Genomic DNA, 22,837 nt, shown 5'->3' with positions numbered 1-22,837 from the left:
CCCCGCCTGTCGTGCAAGAATTTGTAGAAAACGGAGGTCACTTGGCGCCTCCAGTATGAGCATGCGCTTGTGCCTCATTAATTCATGGATTGTTGGCGTGTGAACCGTGCCAATTCCAGCAAGAACACCAATCTTCCCATCCGATTCGCTAAGGTACTTAGTTGAGCTCTTCGATACGGACAGAATGCGCTCGTGCTCTTGTATTCGAATTAGCTCGGGAGAGTGTGTCGCCAAGAGCAATTGCTTATCGTGAGTCGAGCAGATTTCTTCTAATGATGCGAGAAGGTCCGTCTGTAGCGCAGCATTGAGATGTGCATCTGGCTCGTCGAGTAGAATGACATTTACATCTGGAGATAGTGTCAAGGCGTAGACGCTCAGCCACTGCAAAAATCCTTGGCCTTCTACCATGATATCTCGGGCGTTAAATCCTGGGTGGGACTTGAATTTACCCTTGCTGTCTCTTTCTCCTTTTACACATTTTATTCTCAGATAGCTGTGGTATCGTTCATTGAAGGGAGTGATTCTAATATCAGTTCCGAAGAAGGTTTGCATGGCGTTCACAAGGATTTCCCAAGGATCACTTTTCCTGAGAGCCTGAAGGTCTTGGTCTTTTAGCTTCGTCCTACCTTCTATTAAAAGCGCGCGCCGCCGTTTGTTTTCTTCGTGCAGGTCATAGAGCGCGTTTCTGACGACGCCCCCAGAAAGTCCTTGGCCCACAAGCCTCTCTCGCATCGCTGGAGTGAGGCGCCCTTCGCGGTCAGTTATTCCTGCGAAAGGTGGCAGATAAGCAACTAATGGAATACTTCCCGGAATTACATCGCCGTTTTCACCCACAATTTCTTCTGCGTTTAGGTTTGTGGATGTTGTTTTTACGAACAGCCGGTCGTTGGCTACTGACATCCCCATCTCAAGGTAACGCTGCAGGCCTGTTGCAGTGTCCCAGTACACCTTGATTTTTAGAGTATAGCCGTCCTTTTCGTCTACCTTCGTGGTCTTGAGGTTGGTCCAAAGGTGAGCGAGAGTAGGTACGTGTAAAGGTGTGAAGTCTACGAGACCTAAGCCTACGCCGGCTTTGCCAGAAGTTTGCAAAAGACCAGCGGGGCCTTTTTCAATCTCAATTAGAGTCCTACAAAATTGCCATGTGGCAAGAGCTTGTAAAATGGATGACTTGCCGGAGTTATTTCCTCCCACAACAAGAGATAGGCCGTTTTTTAGGCTAATTGAGGCTTTGTTGTATCGTTTGAATCTGTGTAGCTCAATCTTGCTGATGTGCATGGTTGACTGCTTTCATTGCATGGTTATTCAAAAATCATAGCAAATTTTTGTTGAGCTACTCTAATGATTGATCTTGTCATAGTTCCCCCGCTGCCCCCATGGTCCTATCACCGTGAAGCTACTAATCGTTCGATCTTAGCCAAATTCTTCGCGTCCAAAGGTTACCTTTGAGCCATTCAACGGGGCGGTTGGTGTCCCGCCGGGCTGGCTGCCATAGCGAAGCGCTTCAGGGTTGATCGCTCAATCGCTGCGCGGGCTGTGAGGTCATCACGGTCAGAGCAAGCAAGGGTAGGTGGAGTCCTTAGCTGCGCTCGTCAGGCAGGCACGATTCGGGTGTGCGCAATTTGACTGGCCGGGGCCGATAGCGTTGACGCATTTGGGGCCATACCAGCTCTCAAGGAGAGGGGCGCAGCGGTCGTATCGCTTCGCTTAGGCTTCGATATGAGCACCTCTGGAAAGACGATCTCATCCATGCTTGTGGTTATGGCTAAGCTAAGCGTGCGAATGTCAAAGACCGGCAGATGATGGTATTCGTAGGGCGGTTCTGAAGATAAAGCTTGGGTGGGTAAAACTACTGATGACCCGGAGGTGGTCCGGTGCCGATTTGGAGCTCTTCGGTAGCTTGTAGGGTATACATCAAGGGCCACACCTGAGCCGAACCGGAACCGTGGCCTTGGGGTGTAGCGATAATTCCCGTTGACTATTCTATTCGTTGCACATAATGTAGCTACATCCAAATCGCTACAGAGCATCTCCCGCCATGATGATCCGCGCTTACCTCCGAGCATCTACCACCGAACAAGACGCCACCCGAGCAAAGGATCAGCTCCGAGAGTTCGCCCAGGGCTTCGGGCATCGCGTGGCTGGCTACTATGTTGAGAACGAATCAGGTGCCACCCTCAAGCGTCCCGAGTTGTTCCGTCTGCTGGCCGATAGCGAACCTGGGGATGTCCTGCTGGTTGAGCAGGTGGATCGACTGGCCCGACTGAATGAAGCCGACTGGTCCAAGCTTCGCGGCGAACTACAGGGGAAGGGCGTTCTGGTGGTTGCCCTTGATTTGCCGACATCACACCAAGCCATGAGCGCAAACCGAGCGGCACCGGATGACTTCACCGGGAGGATGCTGGCAGCTATCAATACGATGCTTCTCGACATGCTGGCCGCAGTTGCCCGCAAGGACTACGAAGATCGGCGCAGAAGGCAGGCCCAAGGAATCGAGAAGGCGAAAGCCGAAGGAGCCTACCGGGGAAGGAAAACAGACGATGACCTCCACAAGCGCATTCGGACCCTACTCGGTGAGGGGAAGTCCATTCGGGTGGTCGCTGGGCTGCTCGGCTGCTCGACAAACACCGTTCAGCGGGTCCGAGCGACGTTGTAGCGCGGTCCTGCGTGAAATCTGATGCGCTCGCTGGGTGATCCCCCTGCTCTGTAAGCGTAGAAGCGCCATGTAGCACGGCTGTAGCCAAAAACCCTCAAGGCCAGGAAGGGCACCACGGGCCGTTCTGTAGGTGCCCAATGCGGTTGGATAGGTCGTCAGGTGCGTTCAACCTGGGGCCGCTCTGTGGCTTGCAGAAACCCTCACTATGTAACGGCTCGGCAGAACCCCTCACTGAAAGGAATAACCACTTTCAGGAGGACCACCCATGGCCGCCCCAGCTTTCTTTTCCGCCGATCTGCCATCCCTGCTTTCTTCCGTCGAGCTTATCGAGCTGGACAACAAGATTCGCCACCGAACGGACTTCTTGATTTCAATAAGAGCGAATAACGTCGCCAAGCCCAAGGCTTCCGCTGCTGCCTCCTTGCCCCCCGCGAAAACATCCAATCGAGGCCGTCCGCCCAGGACCATCACCAATTTGTTCGCGGGACTGATCGGGCCGACCACCGGCTTCGGTCGATACCCCTTCTTTGCTATGGACATCATCGAGGGCGTCGCTCGGCTGGACTGGCACGACCACGGGTCGACCGAAGTTAGTAAGCCGCTTTCGGTCAAGCGTCTGATGTTGATTCTCGAAACCATCGAGGTGGTCACCACGGCTACCGTCAGCGAATTGCTTGGGATCGGAGCGCGTCATGCCCAGCGATACGTCAAGGCAATCCAGTTGGCCATCCCGTTTTTGATGAAGTCCCGCCCGAAGCATCTAATTGACGATATGGAAGGGAACCTGCCGATTGGGCTGACGACGTTCTGGGATGACACGGACCCCGTCCCGCCTTGCCCGGTGGACCTTGCCAAGCTGCACCGAGCGATGGGCATCGACGCCATTGAATTAACGCCGCATGTATAAGAAGCAACCCCAGGTGCTCCACTAAGGACTCCCCAAGTGCTCCCTGAATTAACGCCGCATGTATGTAGAGGAACCTGAGGACCAACCGGCTTTGCCATCGGAGACACCAAGGAACGGGGATCATGATTGAAAATCATCCCCTCCCTCAAGGTCCCCTTAGGGTCCGACTTGATGGGCAAACCACCGCTGCTCTCACAGCTCCACATCAAGCTTCCTCTACTGGTCTTCCACCCGCCCTGGGCATCACCGATTTAAAACCCTCACTAATAGGACATAGCCCCAAGTTGTCCTCATTGCCCGTCGCTGGGCCAACTCCAATCCAGTCTTTCTGATAGCGCCTTTCATGCCACGCCGGTTCCCCTTGTCTGGGGTCTGGATGTCCGGCTGTGGGTGCGACCTGAAGGGCGTTACCAAAAGGAAAACAGACAAATGAACATCGAACAAATCAAGGCTACAGGCTATGCGACCACGCTCAACGGCCTGCCCGGAATGTCGTCCCAGGAGATCGCAGAGATCACCGGAAAGCGGCACAAAAACGTGCTTCGGGACATCCAAAAGATGGTCGAGGAGATCGGCTCAGATTTGAGCCAATGTCAGCTTGTGGAAACCCAGGCACCGGATAGCTATGGCCGTCTTCAGCCACTGACCATCCTCGATAAGGAGCTGACCTTTACGCTGCTCTCCCGGTACTCCTTTAAGCTGTCGCACCTGATCGTCAAACGCTGGTTTGAGTTGGAGGCCGCTGGCTTTGAGCGTGTCTCGGTTCAAGCTTCTGTAGTGCATCTGGTCGAGCGTGAGAAGGACATTCGCCAAGCATCCCTTAGGAGCTTAAAAAGGGGGCCAAAGCGCCCGCTGAGTGCGGAGCAGAAGGAGTTCCAGAAGTATCGCCGCCAAGCCCAAGCGGAGGACCGCAAGGCTCGCCAGCAAGGCCGGGAGGTCTGCTAATGCGATATCGACTGATCCCATCCCCAGGGTGCCCTCAGGCCCTCTGCGACCGGCTCAATGCTGCTCTCAGCACGCCCAAGGCACGCCTGGTCTACCACGAGGCGCGGAGCCTTTATAAGCCATACCGGGGCCACTCCCTCGATAGCTTTCAGGCGTACCTCAAGCAATCCTCATGGGTCCCCTTTGGCGAGCTGGCGGACATCCTCGAACGAGCCGCTATGCCGTTCCATGAGGCCATGCTGCTGCCTATCCGGTTCGACCTAACAGCTCGCCCCTGAGCATCACCAAGAGGGCCACCAGGGAGCCGCTGGATTTCACTTGATAGCTCCTCGACCTCCGTTGGTGTTTACCAGCTACAACGAGTCCTGGAGCTTTGCAGTGCCCTACCACACCAGTAGGATATTTTGTGGGTAGGGTGCCTTTGCCTATCTGTAGGTCTCGATAGCACCTTCTGGTCGCTCCAAAAGCCCAGCCAGCCGAGCGATGCTTGGGAGTCTTGCCAAGTGCTCAAGCTGAACGCGGAGCAAATGGCGCTCACCGTATTTTCGGCTGACAGAGCCATTGTCATGTCCCGTCATTGCATCATGAATCTCTTCGGGGACCCCTGCCTCTCGGCACATCGTTTTGAATGCGTGGCGGAAGCCATGAGACGGCCTAACAGGGGATTGCAGATCCGCGACTTTCTTCAGGTACTCACCCCAGCGTTTACCGAAGTTATGTCCATACCAGCCATCGGGGTTTGGGGTCAGTAAAGGAAATAGCTGCCCGCCCTGGGGGAGCGCGGCGACATAGTCCAAGAAGCCCAGTTCGATAAGGTCTGGGTGTAAAGCAACCGCCCGGTGGCTACCGAGCGTCTTCATGGTGCGCTTGTCGTTTCCGTCCTCTTCCGGTGTCGACATTAGGTCCAGATACCAGATCCCGTCTTCGCTCTTCCTCACCTCGCTTGCTCGCATCTGTGCGATCTCTTCACGGCGGGCACCCGAATAGCAAAGAAGGAGTGGCAGCCAGAACCAAGCTTTTCCGAAGGAGGCGCGTGGAGGTATCCATTCGCCCCGGAAGGCGGAACTGGAGAAAATCTGGACGAGTTCGGTACTGGTATAACTCTTGCGGGCCGCTGTTCGAGTGGCCTTATGGCTGGCTTTGGCGAGCTGCTGCGTTATGCCAGAAGCGGTCACCGGGTTCTCGTCGAGGTATTCCATGCGAACTGCGTAGCTGAGGATCGCTGAGAGCGCCATGAGGCGATTCTTGACCGTTACAGTACTCAGACGGGGTAAGTCGAGCGCATCGGCCTTAGCGATCTGCTCTGGAGCGCTCAGGGACCGTATACCGTCACCTTTGCTCGGAAGCCGACGTAGGAGCCCTTGGAACTCCTCAACAGTTTTCCGTTTGATGCGTTTAACGGGTAGGTCACCAAAAAGCTCAATGAAACGATTGATAGTCGATTGGTATTCCCCGATGCGCTTGCGGACATCGCGACTATCACCATCTGTGTCATTGGTCCAGCGGGCCCAGGCTTCGAACACCTGTAACAGCTTGTCCTCGGCTCGTGGGCTGCGCACCACCTCCGAGCTTAGCGGTGTCTCTGCGGGCATGGCCAAGGCAGCGGCGTGGTCGTCATAGTACCGCTTGTAGGCGACCTCCGAGAGCTCCAGTTCCTTGGCGAGGAAGGCTTCTTGAAGGTGGCTTTCGAAGGCGGAACCGGGCGTGGGTGGCGGGAGATTGTGCCTGTGGAGTTCGCTGGCGATATGTTTATCGAGCATGCCCTTGCGGGTGGCGCTGAAATCTTTTCGCTTCAAAAGGTCTCGCGCTTTTCCTGACCCAAAAAACGATCCGATCGTTTCGACGGTGCCGTCATCGAAACAGATAAGCCAATCATTGAAGCTGGCATTCAGGTCGCTGTCTTCGAGCTCTCGTTTCGCCCAGCGCGCAGCAAGTTGGACGGCATCCCCAGCGGTCGGTTGGTATGTCCCTTGGCTCTGAAGGCGAGCGAGGGCGAACAGCTCTTCTGATTTCGTCCACTCTGCAGCGAAACGAGCTTTAGCATCCTGCTTGGAATTAGTGCTTAGGGTGCGTTTGTAGAACTCGCCAAGTTCGGGGAGGAGGTGCTTCACGTCCTTTGGGACGCGGCGGCGAATGTAGAAGATGCCGCTTCGTGGGTCTTGCCAGGGTTGAGCCATAAAAGCCATCGTGTACCCGCCGTGTGTACTCAAGTGGGGCGGGTTACAGCTACTCCAGAACGAGAAAACCCCTGAGACCTCGCGGAATCAGGGGCTTACATGTAATGGTGCCCAGGGACGGAATCGAACCGCCGACACGGGGATTTTCAATCCCCTGCTCTACCGACTGAGCTACCTGGGCAACGGGGCGCTATTAGACGGATTTGGCTTTTGCCTGTCAAGCGCGGGTTTGAAAATATTTAGCTAGATCGGGCATTTAGCGATAGGTATGAGCGGTTTGCAGCCTCGTCGTTGCAGCAGACCTTGGCGCGTGCCAATGCTGCGCCAAGGCTGCGAATGTTTACTCGCTCGGCGGCACGTAGCCTTCGGCCTGGGCGTATTCTTCGCCGGAGAAGAACTTGTCCATCTCGGTCTGCAGGAATTTGCGATCCTCGGCATTCATCATGTTCAGGCGGCGCTCGTTGATCAGCATGGTCTGGTGTTTCTGCCAGTCGTCCCAAGCCTTCTTCGAGACGTTGTTGTAGATATCCTCGCCCTTGGCGCCAGGGTAAGGCGGGCGCTCAAGACCGGGCAGTTCTTCTTTGTATTTGCGGCAGTTCACGGTGCGGGTCATGACATCTCTCCTGCGTTCAATTCAGCGGCGGCACGCTTGAGCAGCGTCTTCACCGGGGCGGCGAGCCCCAGCCGCGGCGGGGTGGCGAGGTTATACCAGAGCCAGTCTGGCTCGGCCACGGCGTGAGCTTCGGACTTGACTCTGATCAGCCAGGGCTCAATAGCCAATTGGAAATGGCTGAAGGTATGGGTCAGGCCCGGCAGCTCGCGGCGCCCTTGGAGCTGCAGCGCGTGGCGTTCGGCGAGCGGGTCGAGGGCGGAAAGATCGTCCAGTTCCGGCAGGCTCCAGAGTCCGCCCCAAAGGCCGGTCGACGGACGCCGGTAGAGCAGGATGGCGCCCTCATGGTTAGCCAGCAGCGGCATCAGGGTGCGTTTGCGCGGCAATGTCTTGCGGGGCTTGGGTACTGGGAATTCGGTTTCGCGGCCCAGCAGATGGGCGCGGCAGCCTGCCTTCAGCGGGCAGAGCAGGCAGCTGGGTTTGCTGCGCGTGCAGAGTGTCGCGCCCAGGTCCATCATCGCCTGGGTGTAATGGTTGACGCGCCTCTGCGGGGTCAGGCGTTCGGCAACGTCCCAGAGTTGCCGCGCGACTTTCGGCTCACCTGGGTAGCCTTCCTGTGCGACGTAGCGGGCCAGTACGCGCTTGACGTTTCCGTCGAGTATCGGCGCGCGCAGGCCCATGCTCAGGCTGACGATGGCGCCTGCGGTGGATCGACCGATGCCGGGCAGTTCGGCGAGCTGTTCGACGCTCTGCGGGAATTTGCCGCCATGCTCGGCGACGACCAGTTTGGCGGTCTTGTGCAGGTTGCGGGCGCGGCTGTAGTAGCCCAGGCCGGTCCATAGATGCAGCACTTCGTCTTCCGGCGCGGCAGCAAGCGCCTCGACCGAGGGGAGCGCGTCCATGAACCGGTCGAAGTAGCCGAGCACGGTGCTGACCTGGGTCTGTTGCAGCATGATCTCCGACACCCACACACGGTAGGGCGTGATGCCTTGCTGCCAGGGCAGATCCTTGCGCCCGTGGCGGTCGTACCAGTCGAGAACGGCGGCGCCAAACTCCTCGTTGCTAAACACCTGCGCGATCATCGGTTGAACAAGCCCTTCAGTGCGTCCTTCAGTTCGGGGCTGACCTTGTCGCCCAGCTTCTCTTCGATGGTCTCGTTGAGTTTGTCACCGGCGAGTCGGGCGGCGATCTTGCCGAGGCCGTCTTTGTCGAAGCGACAGGCTTTGGCTCCCAGCTCCAGCGGGCCGCGGCAGCGCAACGGCCATTCGATACCGACATAGCGTTCGTTGACCGCGCAGGCCGGGTCGGGCATTTCGCCCTTGTCGCCCTCGATGACAATGCCGATGCGGTAGTCCATGCCCAGCACACGCAGGTCCACATCGCCGTTGCCGTTCACCGTGAGGCCGGGAATGCTGACTTTCAGGTCCGGGTTGCTGGCTACGCCGTTGCTTAGGGTGAGGTTGCCCTTCAGCTCGCGGAAAGGCGTGTCCTTGCCGCGCGGCTCGCTGGTCAGCGGCTTGCGGTTGAGCGTGGCGATGGCGCGGCAGAGCTGCTGCTCGAGGTTGGCGTCGACAAGGATGCCGTTGTCGATGATGAAACCAATCTTGCCGTTGAGGTTGTCGATCCAGGCCTGCTGACTGTTGCCCTGGGTACGGAGGTCGCTGTCCAGGTTGACCAGGCCCTTGATTACCACCTGTTCACCCTGGCTCTTCAGCAGGCCTTCGATCGGGACGCGGGCCAGGCGGGTCTGGGCGGTGATCAACGGTACCTGCGGTCGAACATCGAGGCTCGCCGAGGCTTCCAGCCGGCCGTTGTAGAGCCCGCCGCGCAACTGTTCCAGGGTCAGCATCCCGCCCGCTGTGCGCGCTTTGAGTGCGAAGTTGTCTACCGGCAGCTTCATTGCGATGAGGCTGTCGATATTCAGGCTGACGCGCGTATCCAGGCTGCGCAAAGCGCTGATCGGCAGGACGGAGGCGCTGCTCCAGGCTTGCTGAGTGGGCTTGTCAGGTAGCGGGGTGGTGCCGCTGCCGACCACTGCCGCTTCGGTGGCTTTGACTTCGCTCTGACGCGCGGCGCTGGAAGGGTCTTCCTTTTCTGGTGGCGGCAGATAGCGATCAAGGTTCAACTTGTCGCCTTTGAGGTCGGCGCGCAGGGCTTGTTTGGCAAAATCGCTGACTGCGATCTGGCCGGTAAAGGTGCTGCCGTCCAGCTTCAGGTTGATCTCTTCGAGGGTCAGGCTGGTCGGGGTACCGGCAAGACGGGTGACCAGCTCCGCTTCGCTCAGGGCGGTGCTGTCGGCCATGGGTGGGAGCTGTTGCCCAACGCCCTCGAGGAATTCCCGCAGGTTGAACTCGGCGATTGACAGTGCGCCGCTAAGCTTTGGTTGGTCTTGCAGGTCGCGGGCTTTCAGCTCGCCAAGGCCGCGAAGCTGGTTGGCTGTGAACTTTAGGCTGGTCCACTCGGCGATATCGGCAGCCAGATCGACCAGCAATTGGCCTTGCGCGCTAAAGGAGAGGGTTTTGCTCTGTAGGGGCTCGCCAGAGGCCTCGCCGCTCAGGCGCAGGTCTTCCAGCTGATAGCGCTGCAGCTTGGTATCGAAGCGCAACGCGCCCTGCAATTCAGTGCGAGCGCGCATCACCGGCTTGTTGCTGCCGAAAAAGGCGTTGAGCTTGACCGGAATCGATGTGGCTTCTCGGATGGCCCCGGTGGTCAGCTCGATGCCTTCGGCGCTGAACTGCTGTCCGCTCTGTGCGTCATGGTAGGTCACCCGTGCATCGCTGATGGTCAGGCTGTCAATGTCCAGTTGCAGCGGACGTCTGGCGCTGCCCGCAGTCTGCTCGTTATCCTGGGGTTCGACCGGTTCTGCGGGTGGCGCTTCGGCTGGCGGCGTTTCGCTAGTGGCCGGACGGCCCACGCCTTCCCAGTTGCCGCGCCCCTTCTCATCGCGGTTGAGCGTCAGGTTCAGCCCATTGAGCGTGATGTCGCTCATCTCCACTTCGCGGCTCAGCAACGGTAGTACCCTGACCGACAGCCCCAGCATGCGCAGGTCGGCGAACGGCTGCTCGGGGGTTTGCACGCTGGCCAGGGTGGTGTCGTGCAGTTCCAGGCCGAGCCAGGGAAACAGGCTCCAGCCGATGTCGCCAGCGATGTTCAGTTCGAGCCCGGCCTTTTCGCGAGCGAGTGTGCGGATCTCGTCTTTGTAGTCGTTGGGGTCGAACAGGTGGGTCAGGGCAAAGCCCAATGCGACGATGAGCAGCAGCAACCCGAGGATTACCAGGCCCAGGATCTTGCCGAGCGATTTCATGGACAGGTCCTTTGTGTTTGGCATTTCAAAAGCAGCGAGTATAGCGTCACGAGCCACGGCTTTAGCCGTGGCTGGCGTTGGAGTGGCTACCTGCGCCTGGGTTCCTGTGGGCGCGGTGGCGCAGTCAATCACAGCTTCGTGAAACGCCTGTAGCGCTTAGATTGGGTCGAGCGGCAGATGTGCCCGTGCGGCCAATGCTTGGGCCTCTAGCTGTTCCGCCGGTGCCGCCAGATGCAAACCCTGCCCGGCTTCACCGGCCAGCCGCCGACTCTCTTCGAGCATCCGCGAGCCTACGCCGCGACGTCGCGTGAGCTTGCGCACGCACAGGTGGGAAAGGTGCCAGTTGGGCGAGCCGCGCTGCAGCAGGGCGGCGCCGAGCAGACGGTCATTGAAACGACCGGCTATCAGGCTGTGATCGGCCAGCCCGGCTTCGATCAGCGCCGAGGCATCCGGGTAGGGCGTCAGAAGCCAGGCTGGGGCGTCGGCGAAGATTTTCGCCAGATCGATGCGGTCCTGCTGGGTGGGCTCGGTTATGGCTTCAACGAATACGGGCATGTTGACCTGGCTGTTGTGTTGGATGGCGAAAGCATAACCGTGGTGGCTCACCGGCGCACGACAGCGCTGCCGGTCGGCGGGCCGTGGCGACGCTGGGCGGTTAGCCGTCTGCAGCTGTTCGGCCAGCAAGCGGACGGTTTGCAGCAGCCGAGCAGCCGGTCGCGTATCGACGAGGGTGGGTTTGGGCCTATAATGCGGCTCATTTTTCGCCCGATGATCAGCGGAGCTGTTGATGTCCGAACGTACGGCTTGCGTAGAGCGCAACACCCTGGAAACCCAGGTCAAGGCCACCATCAACCTGGACGGCACCGGCAAGAGCCGCTTCGCCATCGGCGTGCCTTTTCTCGAGCACATGCTCGATCAGATCGCTCGCCACGGCTTGATCGATCTCGACATCGAATGTCAGGGCGACCTGCACATCGACGATCACCATACCGTTGAAGACGTCGGCATCACCCTCGGCCAGGCCTTCGCCAAGGCGGTGGGCGACAAGAAGGGCATGACCCGCTACGGCCATTCCTACGTGCCGCTGGACGAGGCGCTGTCGCGCGTAGTCATCGATTTCTCCGGTCGCCCGGGCCTGCAGATGCATGTGCCCTATACCCGAGCCACCGTCGGCGGCTTCGATGTCGATCTGTTCCAGGAATTTTTTCAGGGCTTCGTCAACCACGCGCTGGTCACCCTGCACATCGACAACCTGCGCGGGCACAACACCCATCACCAGATCGAAACCGTATTCAAGGCCTTCGGCCGCGCGTTGCGCATGGCCGTGACGCTGGACGAGCGCATGGCCGGGCAGATGCCATCGACCAAGGGTTGCCTGTAATGCAGACCGTCGCAGTCATCGATTACGGCATGGGCAACCTGCATTCGGTCGCCAAGGCGCTCGAACATGTGGGTGCCGGTCGGGTACTGATCACCAGCGATGCGCAGGTGATCCGCGAGGCGGACCGCGTGGTGTTTCCCGGCGTGGGCGCGATTCGCGACTGCATGGCCGAGATCCGTCGTCTGGGCTTCGACGAGCTGGTCCGCGAGGTCAGCGTGGATCGGCCGTTCCTTGGCGTTTGTGTGGGGATGCAGGCGCTGATGGAACATAGCGAAGAGAACGGCGGCGTTGACTGTATTGGCTTGTTTCCAGGTCGGGTGCGCTTTTTCGGCAAGGATCTGGAAGAAAATGGTGAGCGCCTAAAGGTGCCGCACATGGGCTGGAACGAGGTGGAGCAAGCGGTCAGCCATCCGTTGTGGCACAACATCCCAGCTGACGGCCGTTTCTATTTCGTTCACAGCTATTACGTCGAGGCGGCTCAGCCGCGCCAGGTCGTCGGGCGGGGTCGCTACGGCAAGCCGTTTGCCGCCGCACTGGCCGACGGCTCGCGCTTCGCCGTGCAGTTCCACCCTGAAAAGAGCCACACCCACGGCCTGCAGCTGCTGCAGAATTTTGCCGCCTGGGATGGCCGCTGGTAATGAGCCGGTCCAAGCCAAAGGCGCCAGTCCTGACGCTGGATTCCGCTCAGGAGCAGGCCGCGCAACAGACCCTCAAGCGCTTTCTGGAAGACCGTTTCGAACTGGAGCTGGGCTCGTTCGAAGCGCAGGAAGTGCTCGATCTGTTCGCGCGGGAGATCGCTCCGCTGTATTACAACAAGGCGATTTTCGACGTGCAGACGCACCTGAAAGACAGGTTCGAAAGCATCGAGAGCGACTTGTGGGCGCTCGAGAAGAGCTGACCTTAACCGACACTTGATTTGAACAGGTTCGAGCCATGCTGATTATTCCCGCCATCGATCTCAAGGACGGCGCCTGCGTGCGTCTGCGTCAGGGCCTGATGGATGACGCGACGGTGTTTTCCGATGATCCGGTGGCCATGGCCGCGAAGTGGGTCGAAGCCGGCTGCCGTCGCCTGCATCTGGTCGACCTCAACGGTGCCTTCGAGGGCCAGCCGGTCAACGGTGAAGTGGTGACCGCGATCGCCAAGCGCTACCCGAACCTGCCGATCCAGATCGGCGGCGGCATTCGCTCCCTGGAAACCATCGAGCACTACGTGCGCGCCGGCGTCAGCTACGTGATTATCGGCACCAAGGCGGTGAAGCAGCCGGAATTCGTCGGCGAAGCCTGCCGCGCGTTCCCGGGCAAAGTCATCGTCGGCCTTGATGCCAAGGACGGCTTCGTGGCCACCGACGGCTGGGCCGAGGTCAGCAGTGTGCAGGCCGTCGATCTGGCCCGACGGTTCGAGGCCGATGGCGTCTCGGCGATCGTCTACACCGACATCGCCAAGGACGGCATGATGCAGGGCTGCAACGTTGAGGCGACAGTGGCCCTGGCCAACGCCAGCCGCATCCCGGTGATCGCGTCTGGCGGCATTCATAACATTGGCGATATCCAGAAGCTGCTCGACACCAACACGCTCGGCATCATCGGCGCCATTACTGGCCGCGCGATCTACGAGGGCACCCTCGACGTCGCCGAAGCGCAGGCGCTCTGCGATCTGAAGTTCAAAGACGAGTAAACGTAGGGTGGGCGTAGCCCACCGCAAACGCTGCATACATTGGTGGGTTGCACCCACCCTACGGGAAATCCGCTATGGCTTTGGCAAAACGCATCATCCCCTGCCTCGACGTGGACAACGGCCGCGTGGTCAAGGGCGTCAAGTTCGAGAACATCCGCGATGCCGGCGACCCGGTGGAGATCGCCCGCCGCTACGACGAGCAGGGTGCCGACGAGATTACCTTCCTCGACATCACCGCCAGCGTCGACAACCGCGACACCACGCTGCACACCGTCGAACGCATGGCCAGCCAGGTGTTCATTCCGCTGACCGTCGGCGGCGGTGTGCGCTCGGTGCAGGATATTCGCAACCTGCTCAATGCTGGCGCCGACAAGGTCTCGATCAACACTGCCGCGGTGTTCACGCCGGAGTTCGTCGGTGAAGCCGCTGATCGCTTCGGCTCGCAGTGCATCGTCGTGGCGATCGACGCCAAGCGCGTCTCGAAGCCCGGCGAGCCAGGCCGTTGGGAGATTTTCACCCATGGCGGCCGCAAGCCCACCGGGCTCGACGCTGTGCTCTGGGCGCAGAAGATGGAAGCGCTGGGTGCGGGCGAAATCCTCCTGACCAGCATGGACCAGGACGGCGTAAAGAGCGGCTACGACCTGGGCGTGACGCGCGCCATCAGCGAGGCCGTGCACATTCCGGTGATCGCTTCAGGGGGCGTCGGCAACCTGCAACACCTGGCTGACGGCATCCTTGAAGGCAAGGCCGATGCGGTACTCGCCGCGAGCATCTTTCACTTCGGCGAGTACACCGTGCCGGAAGCCAAGGCCTACATGGCCAGCTGCGGCATCGTGATGCGCTGATCCGGCACATCGCAGGCTGCCCGGAGCTGCGCTTAGAGTCATTCAAGGAATAGCCGCGACATGCCGCGGCTGCCATGTCAAGGAACCGCGCCATGTTCAAGAACACGCTGTTAACGCTGATCGCCAGTCTCTCGCTGATTTCCTTCGCCGCGCAGTCCGCGCCGGAGCCGATCAACCTGCTCACCGAGAATTTCCCGCCCTACAACATGGCGGTCGACGGCAAGAACTTCGCGCGCGACGAAAACATCACCGGTATTGCCGCCGATACCGTCCGCGAAATGTTCAGGCGTGCCGGTGTCGAGTACACGCTGACGCTGCGTTTCCCTTGGGAGCGTATCTACAAGATGGCCCTGGAAATGCCGGGTTACGGCGTATTCGTCACTGCGCGATTGCCTGAGCGGGAAGATCTCTTCAAGTGGGTGGGGCCGATCGGACCGGACGACTGGGTGCTGCTGGCGCGCGGCGACAGCACCATCAAGGTGGACAACCTGGAGCAGGCAAGCCAATACCGCATCGGTGCCTATAGCGGTGATGCGATCGCCGAGCACCTCGCGGCGCAGGGGCTGCAGCCTTCGCTGGTCCTGCGCGACCAAACTAACGTGGATAAGCTGCAGAGCGGCGTGATCGATCTCTGGGCCACCGGCGATCCCGCTGGGCGCTATCTGGCCAAGCAGCAAGGTGTGACCGGGCTGAAGCGAGTGCTGAAGTTCGACAGCGCGGAGCTCTATCTGGCGCTCAATAAAGGCATTTCGGAAGACACCGTGGCCAAGCTGCAGGCTGCGATGGAGCAGATGCGTGCTGACGGCACGCTAGCGGCCATTCAGGATCGCTATCTGTAAGCGGCCGGTCTGGAGGCGGGTCACCTCAGGCTGTTCCGAATCGTAGCGTTGCGGCGCGGCGGTGCGCTGTTTCGGAACGCTGTGCTGGCTTTCCTTCTAGCGTGCCGATAGGAACCTCTTTCCGTGTCTCCGTCGCACAGCGCAGATCCGCGGCTGATTGCAAAATGAACACTGAATTTGTGCGGCTCGTCCCACTTCTGTTGTAGCCCCGCTACGGCTGGTTCGCAAGTTGCTACACCTAAAGGTGCGACATACGTCTGAACCCAGCTTGGCAGCAGTCAGTGCGGTGTCGCTTTGGATGTCAGCACGCAGGGGGAGGGAGCGATGAGACGAGTTCTAGTGGCCGGGCTGTTGCTGTTGATGGCCGCCTCGGCCAGGGCAGCACTTCCAGATGACTACAAAATGGTGCTGCTGACCGAGAATTTCCCGCCGTTCAACATGGCGGCGGACAGCAAGAATTACGCAGCAGACCGCAACATCAGTGGAATCAACGCCGAGATCGTACGCGAGATGTTCAAGCGTGCCGGGATCGCTTACAGCCTGACGCTGCGTTTCCCCTGGGAACGTATCTATAACCAGGCGCTAGAACACCCGGATCAGGGGCTGTTCTCTACCACTTACACGCCTGAGCGTGAGCCGTTGTTCAAATGGGTCGGTCCGCTGGCCAGTACTGGATGGGTGCTGCTGGCCCCGGCCGGTAGCTCGCTGCGGCTGAGTTCACTCGAGCAGGCGCATCAGTACCAGATCGGCGCATACAAGAACGACGCGGTTAGCCAGCATTTGGAAAGCAAAGGTTTCGAGCCGGTCAACTCACTGCGCGATCAGGAAAACATCAGCAAGCTGCTCAAGGGGCAGATAGATCTGTGGGCGACAACCGATCCAGTCGGACCCTATCTGGCCAAGCAGGAAGGGGTAAGCGGGCTGACCACGGTATTGCGTTTTAACGACGCGCAGCTGTTTCTTGCGTTGAACAAGCAGACGCCAGATGAAGTGGTTACGCGGCTGCAAAAAGCGCTGAATGAGATGAAGAGCGACGGCGCGATCGACGCCATCATGCGGCGTTATCTCTGACCGGGCCTCATCTGTACAGGCCGTTCGCGCCGTGGGCGACCATGGCGCGATTGCCTCGCGTGGCAATCATCTGACCGATGCCCACCCAGTCGATGCCCTGAGCGCTCAGCTTCGGCAGCTCGCGCTCCAGCAGGGCAAGCGTCGCCGGGTAAGGATGACCGATCACTACTACCGAACCCTGCTCTCGAGCCAGTTGTACGGCGGCGCGAAACTGCCCGGCAATGGCTTCAGGGCTGGGGTCGTCATCGAGAAAGATGTCGCGAGACAGGCTCGCCAAGCCGATGCGTTGCGCGCTTGCGGCTGCAGCGGTCGCTGCGTTGGTACGGCTGTCGAGAAAGAACAGGTGGCGCTGTTGCAGCTCGCGCATGAGTGCTGCCATGGGCTCTTGGCGGTCGGTCATCTGGCTGCCCATGTGATTGTTAACGCCGCTGGCATGCGGCACCTTCGCCAGGGCGTCGGTCAGCCGTCGGTCAAGCTCCGCTGCAGGCAGTTGTGGTCGCCAGGCGTAAGGCCCGTCAGCGGGCGCCATGGGCAGATGCAACATGACTGTTTTATCGGCCGCGTTGGCTCGCTGGGCCAGCTTCGTGGCGTGCCGGGTATCCGGCAGAATCGCCATGGCCACTGGGCCGGGTAAGGCCAGAACGCGTGCATCGCGTGCCGGGTTCTGGCCGAGGTCATCCATGACCAGTGCCAGCTTTGGCATTCGCGAAACGGATGCCAGGTCGACCGCCTCGCGGTTGTTATGGGGCGCGGTATCCGTTGCGCAAACAGCCGCAAGCGGAACCAATGCTCCCAACAGCAAAGCCAGAACCCTGGGCATCAACTACTGGCCGCGGGTGAGGTTCAACCCCTTGAGCAGGTTCAGCGCCTGACCGAGTTGGTAGTCCTCGTCCTGAGGGCGTGGGGACTCGCTAACAACCGGTGCCGTAGAGGGGCGTTCCGCGCCACCGTTGCCATTGCCGAGGTGGCCGGCCAGGTCGGCCTCGCGAATACCTTCGGCAGTTTGTTCGCGCGTCAGTTTGGCGCGAGTGACCCGAATATCCGGCTCGATTCCCTGGGCCTGGATCGAGCGTCCATTAGGTGTGTAATAGAGCGCGGTGGTGAGCTTCAGCGCACGGTCGTTGTTCAGCGGAAGTACCGTCTGCACCGAGCCCTTGCCGAAGCTGTCAGTTCCCATGACCACGCCACGCTTCTGGTCCTGTAGGGCACCGGCCACGATTTCTGACGCCGAGGCGCTGCCGCCATTGATCAGTACAACCAGCGAAACGCCTTCGCTGGCATCGGCCGCGTCCGCGTTGAAGCGCAGTTCGGAGTTGGCGATACGGCCCTTGGTATAGACGATCAAGCCGTCTGTCAGGAAATGGTCGGAGACTTCCACCGCAGCCTGGAGCACGCCGCCGGGATTGTTGCGCAGGTCGAGCACCAATCCGTTGAGCTTCTTGCCATTTTCCTTGCGCAAGCTCGCCAGAGCCTTGCCGACTTCCTCGCCGGTATTGATCTGGAACTGCGTGACGCGCAGGTAGCCATAGCCGGGCTCAAGCAGCTGACTCTTGACGCTATTTACCTTGATCACCGCGCGGGTGATCTTGACCGTGAAAGGCTTGCCGCCCTCGCGCACCAGTGACAGCGAGATGTCGCTGCCTGGCTTGCCACGCATCATGCCGACCGCATCCATCATCGACATGCCCTTGGTCGGCTTGCCGTCGATCTTGACGATCAGATCGCCGGCCTCGATGCCAGCCTTGGATGCTGGGGTATCGTCGATTGGCGATACCACCTTGATGAAGCCATCTTCGATCCCGACTTCGATGCCCAGGCCGCCGAACTCACCGCTGGTGCTCTCCTGCAGTTCGGCAAAGGCATCGGGCTCGAGGTAGGCGGAATGGGGGTCGAGGTTGCTGAGCATGCCCTTGATGGCATTTTCCAGCAGCGTCTTGTCGTCGACCGGCTCCACGTATGCGGCCTTGATCCGGTCCAGTACTTCGGCAAAGGTCCTCAGTTCTTCCAGCGGCAGCGGCGCTTTTTGGGTTGCGGCGTTCAACTGGAGCGGTTCCGGCGCGATCTCGGCGGGCGATTGCTGCGCCCAGGCACTACCGTACATCCCTAGCATGATGGTCAGGGCCAGGGTGGAGGGTTGGGCGAAACGGCACAGGTGCAGCATGTCTGACTCCAATTATGAGGGGCGCGCTAACGGCCTGATCGGCCTATCCCTGCGCACGACACCATTGTGCCGGATCGCTCGGGCGACCCTGTTGGCGAATGGCGAAATACAGTGCGGCGGCGTCTTGTCCGCCGCTGGTTCCTACGGTGGCGATTGGGTCGCCTGCCTTGACGATGTCACCTGCATCACGCAGCAGGCTCTGATTGTGCCCATAGAGGCTGAGATAGCCGTTGCCGTGGTCGAGGATCACCAGCAGGCCGGCGCCACGCAACCAATCAGCAAATACTACGCGGCCGCCGTGCACGGCCCGAACCTGAGTACCAATGTCGGCCCCGATCAACACGCCGTCCCACTTGGTTCGAGCATCGCCGCCGCGCGGAGTGCCGTAGCGTGCCACCAATCTCCCGTCTACCGGCCAGGGCAGCTTGCCCTTGGCCTTGGCGAAAGGCCCACCAAAATTTCCGCCTGCGCTTGAAACAATCGAGCCCGACGGTACGGGTGACGGGCGGCCGGCCTGCTGCTGACGCGCCTGTTCCTGCTCGCGTTCGCGGGCCAGGGCCAGTGCGCGTTGGCGCGCTTGTTCCGCTTCACGGGCCTGGCGCGCCAGGGTTTCTTCAATGGTCTTGAGCACGCGCTCCAGCTGCGCCTGCTCCTGCTTGCGCGCCTTGAGCTTCTGGTCACGGCTGGACAAGTCTCTATCGAGTTTGGCCAGTGCCAGTTGGCGCTCCTCGCGGACTTCGGCCAGTTGCGCTCGCCGTTGTTTGAGGCCGTCCTGCTGCTCGGCCAGCGTTGCCTGCTGCTTTTCAATGCCCGCTTCTACGCCGGCCAGCTGGCGCAGCGTTTCATTGAAGCTTTCGAGCTGCTCGAAACGGGCTTTGCTGAGATAGTCGTAGTAGGTCAGGGTGCGGCTGAATTTTTCCGGGTTTTGTTGGTTGAGCAGCAGCTTGAGGTATTCCTGACGGCCGCTCTGATAAGCCGCGCGTGCCTGTATGCCGATCAGGCGTTGTTGTTCGATACGGGCGCCTTCAAGCGTGGCTTTCTCGTCATTGAGGCGTTCCAGCTCGGCCTCGCTGCGATCGATTTCCTGTTGCAAGGAATCGACCTGCTTCTCCAACTGACCCATTTCGCTTTCGGTCGTCTGCAGTTGCTTCTGGACCGCAGATTTTTCCTGCTCGATCTGCTTGAGCAGCTTCTGCAATTCGGCGACGTCCTGGCGCGCCGCTTCGATCTGCTTGCGCGCATCTGCGCGTTCGTCGGCCGTGGCTGGACCAAGCAGGCAGAAAAGCGCTAACGCGAGAAAAATACGAGGCATGGAAGGGCGTAACCGTGGATTTGACGACTGCCGTAGTATGCCTAAAAAAACACGGGCAAGCTGCACGCCATATGCCGCGTATGCCAGAGGCGATAGCCGGTACGCCTTTACAGGCATACCGGTGGCTGACGTTGCGTTCCGTACTGTGAACGTTTCAGTTCAGCTCTACGATCGAGCGTCCGGTCATTTCGGCAGGAACCGGCATGCCCATCAGGGTCAGCATGGTCGGTGCCACGTCCGCGAGCACCCCGCCTTCGCGGATGGTCAGGTTGCGCTTGCCCACATAGATGAAGGGCACCGGCTCGCAGGTATGAGCGGTGTGTGCCTGACCGGTCATGGCGTCTTCCATCTGCTCGACGTTGCCGTGATCGGCGGTGATCAACGCTTCGCCACCGACTTTGTCCAGTGCTTCGGCGATCCGTCCGACGCATTTGTCCAGACACTCCACGGCTTTGACTGCTGCGTCGAATACGCCGGTGTGGCCGACCATGTCTCCGTTGGCGTAGTTGACGATGATTACATCGTAACGCTGGTTTTCGATGGCATCGACGATGCGATCGGTCACCTCTGGCGCGCTCATCTCGGGCTGCATGTCGTAGGTCGCGACCTGCGGGGAGGGAATCAAGATGCGTTCTTCGCCGGCAAAGGGCTCCTCGCGGCCGCCCGAAAAGAAGAAGGTGACGTGGGCGTACTTCTCTGTCTCGGCGATACGCAGCTGGGTCTTGCCGTTGTTTGCCAGGTATTCACCGAGCACATTGGTCAGGCTTTCCGGGGCAAAGGCGCTTGGCGCCGGGATGCTCGCGGCATACTGGGTCAGCATGACGAAACCAGCCAGCGCTGGCACGCGGGCACGCTGGAATTCGCTGAAGCCAGGCTCGACAAAGCAACGCGTCAGCTCACGTGCGCGGTCGGCGCGGAAGTTCATGAACACCACGGCGTCACCGTCCTCCACGCGGACTGGCTCGCCAATGGTGGTGGCCTTGACGAACTCATCGCTCTCGCCACGCTCGTAGGCGGCAATCAAGCCGTCAACTGCATAGTCGGCGTGGTGTTCGGCCTTGCCGTCGACGATCAGGTTGTACGCCTGTTCGACCCGGTCCCAGCGATTGTCACGATCCATGGCGAAGTAACGGCCGATCAGACTCGCGACGCGGCCCTTGCCTAGGCGGGTAAAGGTGGCCTGCATCAGTTCGATGGAATGCTGTGCGCTCTTTGGTGGCGTGTCGCGGCCGTCAAGAAAGGCGTGCAGGTAGATTTTCTCGGCGCCGCGCTTGGCAGCCAGTTCGGCCATGGCAACTAGATGGTCCTCGTGGCTGTGGACGCCACCGTCGGAAAGCAGGCCGAGGATATGTACCGCTTTGCCTGCGCTCGCGGCCTTGTCGACTGCGGTGCAGATGGTTGGGTTCTCGAAGAACTCGCCGTCGCGGATCGACTTGGTGACCCGAGTGAAGTCTTGGTACACCACCCGACCCGCACCCAGATTCATATGACCGACTTCGGAGTTGCCCATCTGGCCGTCCGGCAAACCGACATCCATGCCGCTACCTGAAATCAACCCGTGCGGCTGGCTGGCCAGCAGGTGGTCATAGACGGGCTTGTTGGCGGCGTGGATGGCATTGAATTCGGCACTGTCGCTGTGTCCGAAGCCATCGAGGATGATCAATACCAGGGGTTTGGGCGCGGCGGGCATGTGTCTGGCTCCTTGCACAGGGTCGCGAAAAAAGGCGGCCAGTCTAATAGTTGGCCGGTTGGGCGTCACGATTCGCAGGGTTCAGCCTGGTGGGGGGGCTGTGTATACTGGCCCGCATTTTATCCCCCGGGTACCCTTTAGATGGTCGCTAACCTGATTGAATTTGTCTCTAACCACTATGTTCTGGTCAGCATCTTTCTGGTGTTGCTGGTTCTCCTTGCCATCACCGAGTCGCTCAAGGGTGGCAAGAGCCTGAGCAACCGCGAACTGACCGGCCTGGTCAACCGCGACGAAGGCGTGGTGTTGGACGTGCGAGCGAAGAAGGAGTTCGACGCCGGCCATATTGTCGATTCATTGAACATTCCCCACGAGAAGCTGGTCAGCCGACTGGGCGAGCTGGAAAAGCACAAGGGCAAGACGCTAATAGTCGTCGATGCCATGGGCCAGCACGCCGGAACGGCCTGCCGTGAGCTGCAGAAGGCGGGCTTCACTGCCGCGAAGCTGTCCGGAGGGATTTCCAGCTGGCGCGGCGAAAATCTGCCAGTGGTCAAATAATTATGTCCAAAGTCGTCATGTACACCACCGCCTGGTGCCCGTTCTGTATCAGGGCCAAGAGCCTGCTTGACCGCAAAGGCGTCAGCTACGAGGAAATCCCCGTTGACGGTAAGCCTGCTTTGCGCTCTGAGATGGCTGCCAAGGCCGGCAGAACCTCGGTGCCACAGATATGGATCGGTGATGAACACGTCGGTGGCTGTGACGAGCTGCACGCATTGGAGCGGGCAGGCCGCCTGGATGCGATGCTCAAGGCGTGACTCGACCAATTAGGGCTGTAGGCAGTCGGCAAGCGCAGCTACCTGCAGGACGATTCAAACACGACATGCACAACAAGAAGGCTTCACATGACTGAACAAGCAAACAACGGTGCCGCCGCGGGTCAGGAAGAGCAGGGCGCGCAGTTTTCCCTGCAGCGGATCTATGTCCGCGACCTCTCTTTCGAAGCCCCGAAGAGCCCGGAAATCTTCCGACAGGAATGGAATCCAAGCGTTGCATTGGATCTGAACACCAAGCAGAAGTCGCTTGAAGGTGATTTCCACGAGGTGGTGCTGACGCTTTCCGTAACGGTCAAGACCGGTGAAGAAGTAGCGTTCATTGCTGAAGTGCAGCAGGCCGGTATCTTTTTGATCAAGGGTCTTGAAGCACAGGCCATGAGCCACACACTTGGCGCGTTCTGCCCGAACATTCTGTTCCCCTATGCGCGTGAAGCG

General features: G+C 59.8%; 23 protein-coding genes and 1 tRNA gene. 13 read left to right on the top strand and 11 right to left on the bottom strand.

Translation table 11 applies throughout. The annotated features are described in order from the left end of the window. A partial coding sequence (locus tag PSTU_RS0115595) for an ATP-dependent nuclease (protein WP_019341957.1) occupies positions 1-1,275 on the bottom strand: 1,275 nt, incomplete at its 3' end. Positions 1,276-2,035: 760 nt separating this feature from the next. On the opposite strand from PSTU_RS0115595, the gene PSTU_RS0115590 reads away from it, so the two are divergent. The 3 genes from PSTU_RS0115590 (at position 2,036) to PSTU_RS0115580 (ending at position 4,505) form a co-directional block, all read left to right on the top strand. Continuing rightward, positions 2,036-2,653, top strand: a complete 618-nt coding sequence (locus tag PSTU_RS0115590; protein WP_019341956.1) for a recombinase family protein — start codon at positions 2,036-2,038, stop codon at positions 2,651-2,653. Between the two features lie 265 nt (positions 2,654-2,918). Next, positions 2,919-3,560 carry a hypothetical protein gene (locus PSTU_RS21085; protein WP_019341955.1) on the top strand — a complete coding sequence of 214 codons (642 nt, stop codon included), beginning with the start codon at positions 2,919-2,921 and terminating at the stop codon, positions 3,558-3,560. A gap of 429 nt (positions 3,561-3,989) precedes the next feature. Next, positions 3,990-4,505 (top strand): Rha family transcriptional regulator, encoded by a 516-nt coding sequence (locus PSTU_RS0115580; protein WP_019341954.1) that lies wholly within the window; start codon positions 3,990-3,992, stop codon positions 4,503-4,505. 425 nt (positions 4,506-4,930) lie between these two features. Here the strand turns inward: PSTU_RS0115580 and PSTU_RS0115570 are convergent, their stop codons facing one another. The 6 genes from PSTU_RS0115570 to panM all read right to left on the bottom strand — a co-directional run bounded on the left by PSTU_RS0115570 (position 4,931) and on the right by panM (position 11,151). Then, positions 4,931-6,682, bottom strand: coding sequence for a site-specific integrase (locus PSTU_RS0115570; protein ID WP_237709884.1), 1,752 nt, complete (start codon positions 6,680-6,682; stop codon positions 4,931-4,933). Positions 6,683-6,787: 105 nt separating this feature from the next. Continuing rightward, positions 6,788-6,863: transfer RNA gene (locus PSTU_RS0115565), tRNA-Phe, on the bottom strand. A 159-nt stretch (positions 6,864-7,022) separates the two neighbouring features. Beyond that, entirely contained in the window at positions 7,023-7,295 is a 273-nt protein-coding gene (locus PSTU_RS0115560; RefSeq protein ID WP_019341951.1) for an oxidative damage protection protein, read from the bottom strand. Further along, positions 7,292-8,362: an A/G-specific adenine glycosylase gene (gene mutY, locus PSTU_RS0115555; RefSeq protein WP_237709883.1), complete on the bottom strand. Its 1,071-nt coding sequence runs from the start codon at positions 8,360-8,362 to the stop codon at positions 7,292-7,294. The genes PSTU_RS0115560 and mutY overlap by 4 nt, the downstream gene beginning before the upstream one ends. Before the next feature lie 8 nt (positions 8,363-8,370). Further along, positions 8,371-10,596, bottom strand: coding sequence for an AsmA family protein (locus PSTU_RS0115550; RefSeq protein ID WP_019341949.1), 2,226 nt, complete (start codon positions 10,594-10,596; stop codon positions 8,371-8,373). 156 nt (positions 10,597-10,752) lie between these two features. Continuing rightward, on the bottom strand, positions 10,753-11,151 hold the full coding sequence (gene panM, locus PSTU_RS0115545; RefSeq protein ID WP_029404824.1) for an aspartate 1-decarboxylase autocleavage activator PanM: 399 nt from the start codon (positions 11,149-11,151) through the stop codon (positions 10,753-10,755). A 232-nt stretch (positions 11,152-11,383) separates the two neighbouring features. Here panM and hisB point away from each other — a divergent pair, with 232 nt between their 5' ends. The 7 genes from hisB to PSTU_RS0115510 all read left to right on the top strand — a co-directional run bounded on the left by hisB (position 11,384) and on the right by PSTU_RS0115510 (position 16,409). After that, a complete protein-coding gene (hisB, locus tag PSTU_RS0115540) occupies positions 11,384-11,977 on the top strand; it encodes an imidazoleglycerol-phosphate dehydratase HisB (protein ID WP_019341947.1) in 594 nt (197 codons plus the stop codon). Next, positions 11,977-12,615 (top strand): imidazole glycerol phosphate synthase subunit HisH, encoded by a 639-nt coding sequence (gene hisH / locus PSTU_RS0115535; protein ID WP_019341946.1) that lies wholly within the window; start codon positions 11,977-11,979, stop codon positions 12,613-12,615. Before hisB ends, hisH begins: the two co-directional genes overlap by 1 nt. Beyond that, positions 12,615-12,875: a DUF2164 domain-containing protein gene (locus tag PSTU_RS0115530; RefSeq protein WP_019341945.1), complete on the top strand. Its 261-nt coding sequence runs from the start codon at positions 12,615-12,617 to the stop codon at positions 12,873-12,875. The genes hisH and PSTU_RS0115530 overlap by 1 nt, the downstream gene beginning before the upstream one ends. A 35-nt stretch (positions 12,876-12,910) precedes the next feature. Continuing rightward, positions 12,911-13,654 carry a 1-(5-phosphoribosyl)-5-[(5-phosphoribosylamino)methylideneamino]imidazole-4-carboxamide isomerase gene (hisA, locus tag PSTU_RS0115525; RefSeq protein ID WP_019341944.1) on the top strand — a complete coding sequence of 248 codons (744 nt, stop codon included), beginning with the start codon at positions 12,911-12,913 and terminating at the stop codon, positions 13,652-13,654. Positions 13,655-13,728: 74 nt separating this feature from the next. Then, the gene (gene hisF, locus PSTU_RS0115520) at positions 13,729-14,499 is read left to right on the top strand and encodes an imidazole glycerol phosphate synthase subunit HisF (RefSeq protein ID WP_019341943.1); all 771 of its coding nucleotides are present in this window, start codon (positions 13,729-13,731) and stop codon (positions 14,497-14,499) included. Between the two features lie 92 nt (positions 14,500-14,591). Further along, positions 14,592-15,338 (top strand): substrate-binding periplasmic protein, encoded by a 747-nt coding sequence (locus PSTU_RS0115515; protein ID WP_019341942.1) that lies wholly within the window; start codon positions 14,592-14,594, stop codon positions 15,336-15,338. Positions 15,339-15,662: 324 nt separating this feature from the next. Continuing rightward, entirely contained in the window at positions 15,663-16,409 is a 747-nt protein-coding gene (locus tag PSTU_RS0115510) for a substrate-binding periplasmic protein (RefSeq protein ID WP_019341941.1), read from the top strand. A gap of 7 nt (positions 16,410-16,416) precedes the next feature. Here the strand turns inward: PSTU_RS0115510 and PSTU_RS0115505 are convergent, their stop codons facing one another. The 4 genes from PSTU_RS0115505 to gpmI form a co-directional block, all read right to left on the bottom strand. After that, complete coding sequence (locus PSTU_RS0115505) at positions 16,417-17,217, bottom strand: divergent polysaccharide deacetylase family protein (RefSeq protein ID WP_413771561.1); 801 nt, start codon at positions 17,215-17,217, stop codon at positions 16,417-16,419. Positions 17,218-17,232: 15 nt separating this feature from the next. Further along, positions 17,233-18,570 (bottom strand): S41 family peptidase, encoded by a 1,338-nt coding sequence (locus PSTU_RS0115500; RefSeq protein WP_019341939.1) that lies wholly within the window; start codon positions 18,568-18,570, stop codon positions 17,233-17,235. A 43-nt stretch (positions 18,571-18,613) separates the two neighbouring features. Next, complete coding sequence (locus PSTU_RS0115495; protein ID WP_019341938.1) at positions 18,614-19,882, bottom strand: murein hydrolase activator EnvC family protein; 1,269 nt, start codon at positions 19,880-19,882, stop codon at positions 18,614-18,616. A gap of 154 nt (positions 19,883-20,036) precedes the next feature. Beyond that, positions 20,037-21,572: a 2,3-bisphosphoglycerate-independent phosphoglycerate mutase gene (gpmI, locus tag PSTU_RS0115490; protein WP_019341937.1), complete on the bottom strand. Its 1,536-nt coding sequence runs from the start codon at positions 21,570-21,572 to the stop codon at positions 20,037-20,039. Between the two features lie 141 nt (positions 21,573-21,713). Between gpmI and PSTU_RS0115485 the strand changes: the two genes are divergently transcribed. The 3 genes from PSTU_RS0115485 to secB all read left to right on the top strand — a co-directional run. Next, positions 21,714-22,127, top strand: a complete 414-nt coding sequence (locus tag PSTU_RS0115485; protein WP_019341936.1) for a rhodanese-like domain-containing protein — start codon at positions 21,714-21,716, stop codon at positions 22,125-22,127. A gap of 2 nt (positions 22,128-22,129) precedes the next feature. After that, positions 22,130-22,384, top strand: a complete 255-nt coding sequence (grxC, locus tag PSTU_RS0115480) for a glutaredoxin 3 (RefSeq protein ID WP_019341935.1) — start codon at positions 22,130-22,132, stop codon at positions 22,382-22,384. Between the two features lie 87 nt (positions 22,385-22,471). Continuing rightward, positions 22,472-22,837 (top strand): protein-export chaperone SecB (secB, locus tag PSTU_RS0115475; RefSeq protein ID WP_019341934.1); only part of this gene is annotated, 366 nt, incomplete at its 3' end.

Origin of the sequence: Stutzerimonas stutzeri SDM-LAC, assembly GCF_000235745.1 — a bacterium.
Classification (GTDB): Bacteria; Pseudomonadota; Gammaproteobacteria; order Pseudomonadales; family Pseudomonadaceae; genus Stutzerimonas; species Stutzerimonas stutzeri_H.
The sequence above is the reverse complement of the archived record's forward strand: the minus strand, read 5'-3'. Positions and strand labels throughout refer to the sequence as shown.